The sequence below is a fragment of the Corallococcus sp. AB049A genome, from assembly GCF_003668885.1.
GTDB lineage: Bacteria > Myxococcota > Myxococcia > Myxococcales > Myxococcaceae > Corallococcus > Corallococcus interemptor.
In genome coordinates, this window is record NZ_RAWL01000610.1 from 1 (window position 1) to 3968 (window position 3968).

Here is a 3968-nt window from a genome sequence, read left to right on the forward strand (position 1 = left end):
CCCCACCGCCACTCGCACCACCGGCGCCTTCCCGGGCGGCACCAGCGCGTGCAACGCACGCAGCCCCGCGCCCAGGTTCTTCGCGAACGCCGTGCGTACGGCCTCCGGGAGCGCTCCTGGCCCCACCGCCTCCCGTCCCAACACCAGCTCCCGGCACAGCGCCCACGTGGCTTCCGGAAGGCTCGCGGGCGGCGGCAGCGCCTCCAGCAACACCTTGCGCTCGTGCGCTGTCTTCCCCCGGAACACCGGCGCGTGTCTGGGATTGGCCGCCGTCAGGCTGAACGTCGCCAGCGCCTCCGCGTCCTCCCTTAAATCCCGTGTCGCCGCCAGCGCCCGGGCCCACGTCAGCGCCGCCTCCCGCGCGTCCTCTCCGGACACCTCCACCACCGTCAGCCCGTGCCGCGCCGCCCACCGGTCCCAGAGGGGCGCCCCCAGGGCCTCCGGTCCCTCCAGCACGCTCAGCGTCGCGATGCCCTCCGCCCGGCGCCGGGCCTGGCGGTCCAACGCATCCAGCAGCGCGACGTCACCCGCCAATGGCAAGCACTACCCCCCGGGAGTGATGGCTTCACCGCCCCCCTCGTGAGCAAAAGCCTGCTCCCACGGGTCGGGTGAAGACAAGCCCCCCAAAGGAGGTATGGCGTTCCGGGAAGGAAGGGACCCGGGTGGGTCTGAAAGGCTTTAGCCCCCCGCGTCGTCGCGGGTTTCCCGACGGAGAAGCAGGCCCAACCCCGCCGCCGCGAGCGCTGAAACCATGCCCGTCAGGAAGGGGGCCTGGGTGCTCCACGACGCATACATCCAGCCGCTCGCCACCGGCCCCACCGTGCGGGCCAGTCCGCCGCAGGACTGCGCCAGACCCAGCACGGCGCCCTGCTGCGACGGCGGGGCGACCTGGGAGGCCTGGCTTGAAATCAACGGCTGCAGGAAGCCCGTGCCCACGCCCACCAGCACCACGGAGACCATCATCGGAATCGCCTGCCACGAGACGGCGAGCCCCGCCATGCCGCACGCCAGGAGCAGCGCCCCGCAGATGAGCAGCTTGAACTCACCCGCCGCGCGCGACAGCGGACCAATCAGCCCGCCCTGGATGACCATGCCCAGGCCGCCCACCACCGCGAAGGTGTAGCCGACTTCCTTGGAACCCCAGCCCAGCCGCGCCTGCACCAGCAGCGCGAACGCCACCTGGAGCGTGGTCATGGACAGGAAGACAGCGAAGAACAACCCCAGCACCATCCCCAACGCCTTGCGCCGGGGCGAGTCCTGCAACGCGGACCAGCGCGTCTGGGATTGCGCCGTCACGCGCTTCTCCACCGGGTGCGTCTCCGGCATCGCGAACAGCGCGCCCACGAAGCCCACCAGCGCCAGGCCTCCGGCGAGCAGCGGCGGCACCCACGGGCCCAGCCCGGAGAACAGGCCGCCCAGCGTGGGTCCCAGCACCATGCCCAGGCCAATGCCCGCGCCAATGCGCCCCATGGCCCGGGCGCGCGTCTCCTTCGTCGTCACGTCCGCGAGCGCCGCCTGACACGCGGCGATGTTCCCGGACGTGGCCCCCGCCAGGATGCGGGAGGCGAACAGCAGCGGCAGCAATCGCTGGTAGCTGGCCAGCGCGAACAGCGCCATGGCCGCCGCGTTCGCCAGGAGGCTCAGGAGGATGACCGCCCGCCGCCCGTGCCGGTCCGAGTAGCGCCCGAGCAGCGGCGTGGCGAGCAGCTGCGTGAAGCTGAAGCACCCCAGCAGGATGCCCACCGTGCGCGCCGAGCCGCCCATGGACTGCACGTAGAAGGGCAGCATCGGGATGACGATGCCGAAGCCCACCAGGTCCAGGAACACGGTGAGGAACACCACCGCCTCCACCCGGCGCAAGAGGCCGGGCGTGGCGGCGGCGGACGCGCCCACGCTGTCAGCCACCATGTCCCGTCCGGTCCACCGGCAGCGCGTCCGCGTAGGCGCGCAGGATGCGGCCCTCGTCGTAGGCGTACTGGAAGCCCGTGGCCTCCAGGAAGCGCTTGTTGTCCACCACGATGGGGTAGCGCAGGTGGTCCGTGGCCCCCACGGACAGCCGGGGGAAGCCCGCCCGGCCCAGGAGCAGCGACAGCACCGGCGACGGCAGCGGCACCGGCGTGCGGCCCGTGCCCTTGATGATGACCGACAGCGGGATGGGCGCGGGGCCCGCGACGTTGAAGATGCCGCGCACCTTCTTCTCCAGCGCCAGCTGCAGCGCCGTCACCACGTCCTCCTCCTGGAGGACATGGAAGAGCGGGTCGTAGCCCAGCACCATGGGCACGCGCTTGCCGCGAATCAGGTTCGCGAGCGTGCCCGTGCCCGGCGTGCCCAGCGTGTAGACCAGGCGCAGCACGGCCGTGGTGACCTCCGGCAGGCGCCACAGCGCCGTGGCCGCGTACAGGTCCGCGGCCACCAGGTCCGCCAGCTCCGGGATGGCCTCCAGCGCGCGCGGGGGCTCGTCCTCGGAGTGGTACAGCGGCGAGTCCGGCGCCGCGCCATAGAACGTGTGCCGGCCCACGAAGAGCACCTGCTTCACGCCGTGCGCCGCGCAGTGGTCGAACAGCGCCTTGGTGCCGTCCAGGTTGATGCGGCCGCGCTCCTGGCCCTGCACGGTGAACGCCGTCACCGTGGCCATGTGAATCACCGCCTCCGGCTTCCAGCGGCGGAAGAGGTCCTCGGCGGCGCGCTTGCGGATGTCCACCCGGTGGACCTCCACGCCCTTGGGCGCGTCCCGCCACGGGCGCACGTCGATGCCCGCGACCTCGTGGCCGCTGTCCTTCAGCTTCAGCGCCAGCCTGCGCGCGATGCCGCCGGAGATGCCCGCAATCAACACCCTCATGGCAACAGCCTCCGGGCCCGGCGCAGGTTGCGCTCGGCGCGGTTGTCTTCGATGAGCCGCTGGATGCTCGCCTTCACCTGGTCCACGTAGCCCTGGATGACGTGGTCCTCTTCGTCCCCCGTGCCCTCGAAGACGAGCGGTTCGCCGTAATGGATTTCCAGCCCCACCGGCAGGGGCAGCGGCAACAGGTACGGCGTCAGCGGGATGTACGGCACGCCCAAGAGCTTGCCCAGCGCGTACGCGTTGGTGACCGTGGGGATGGCCGCGCCGCCGCCCAAAAAGGCGAACGGGATGATGGGCGAGCGCGTCTGGAGCGCCAGCCGGATGAACCCCGTGCCGAAGTCCACCAGCGAGTAGCGGTCCGGGTAGAGCTTCGCGGTGCCTCGCGCGCCCTCCGGGAAGATCATCAGCAGCCGGTCGTCCTCCAAAAGGCGCACGGCGTGCTCGGGCAGGCCGGTGAACTGGCCGGTGCGGCTGGCCCACAGCGAGGCCACGGGGAACTTGTGGATGAAGCGCTCCACCATGCCCTGCGCGAGCCGGGGCGGATCCATCTCCAGCATGGTGGAGGTGAGCACCATCATCCCGTCCACCGCGACGCCGCCGGAGTGGTTGCCCACCAGCATGCCCCGGCCCTTCTGGGGGATGTGCTGCACGCCGGTGCACCGCACCCGGAAGTAGTTCCGGTAGAGGAAGGCGAAGAACTCCAGCGCCAGCTTCAGGTGCTTCTTGGAGATGCCGTAGGGGTCGACACCGTATTCGTTGAAGGGCAGCTCCAACCGCTCCACCCGCTCTGACAGGGACTCGCTCTGGGGCACGGGGCGCACCGTAGCACCGCGCGTACGCTTTGCACCGGGGGCCCGCGTCCCCCATTGTGCATCCGACGCAAGGGGCCCTTCGCTCAGGCCCCTGGAGGGAGTGACGCGCGATGGCGGGGCAGCCGTGGACGGGAATGCTGGACGGGGTGCTCGCGTGGGCCAAGGCCTTGCCCGCGGGGCTGTCCAACCAGGTGGCGGTGGACGTGGCCGGCCGGCGGGTGCGCCTGTCGCACGCGCGGGTGGAGGCCCTGTCGCGAGGTGTGCTGGGCCGCGTGAAGGGGCTCACCCTGCGCGGCTGGGACACCACCCCGGCC

General features: G+C 71.5%; 3 protein-coding genes and 2 pseudogenes. 1 reads left to right on the forward strand and 4 read right to left on the reverse strand.

Going from position 1 to position 3968, the window contains the following annotated elements; all coding sequences use genetic code 11:
• The 4 genes and pseudogenes from D7X55_RS45600 to D7X55_RS37085 all read right to left on the reverse strand — a co-directional run.
• Positions 1–540 (reverse strand): annotated as a pseudogene (locus D7X55_RS45600) (restriction endonuclease); the annotation flags it as partial.
• Positions 541–678: 138 nt separating this feature from the next.
• Positions 679–1908: an MFS transporter gene (locus D7X55_RS37075; protein ID WP_121725498.1), complete on the reverse strand. Its 1230-nt coding sequence runs from the start codon at positions 1906–1908 to the stop codon at positions 679–681.
• Positions 1898–2839 carry an SDR family oxidoreductase gene (locus D7X55_RS37080; protein WP_121725499.1) on the reverse strand — a complete coding sequence of 314 codons (942 nt, stop codon included), beginning with the start codon at positions 2837–2839 and terminating at the stop codon, positions 1898–1900. The genes D7X55_RS37075 and D7X55_RS37080 overlap by 11 nt, the downstream gene beginning before the upstream one ends.
• Complete coding sequence (locus D7X55_RS37085; protein WP_121725500.1) at positions 2836–3663, reverse strand: lysophospholipid acyltransferase family protein; 828 nt, start codon at positions 3661–3663, stop codon at positions 2836–2838. Before D7X55_RS37085 ends, D7X55_RS37080 begins: the two co-directional genes overlap by 4 nt.
• A 101-nt stretch (positions 3664–3764) precedes the next feature.
• On the opposite strand from D7X55_RS37085, the pseudogene D7X55_RS37090 reads away from it, so the two are divergent.
• A pseudogene (locus D7X55_RS37090) lies at positions 3765–3968 on the forward strand (hypothetical protein); the annotation flags it as partial.

Coding starts and splice junctions, on each gene's coding strand:
- D7X55_RS37080 (WP_121725499.1), bottom strand. CDS start 2,839: ATGAGGGTGTTGATTGCGGGCATCTCCGGCGGCATCGCGCGCAGGCTG.
- D7X55_RS37075 (WP_121725498.1), bottom strand. CDS start 1,908: ATGGTGGCTGACAGCGTGGGCGCGTCCGCCGCCGCCACGCCCGGCCTC.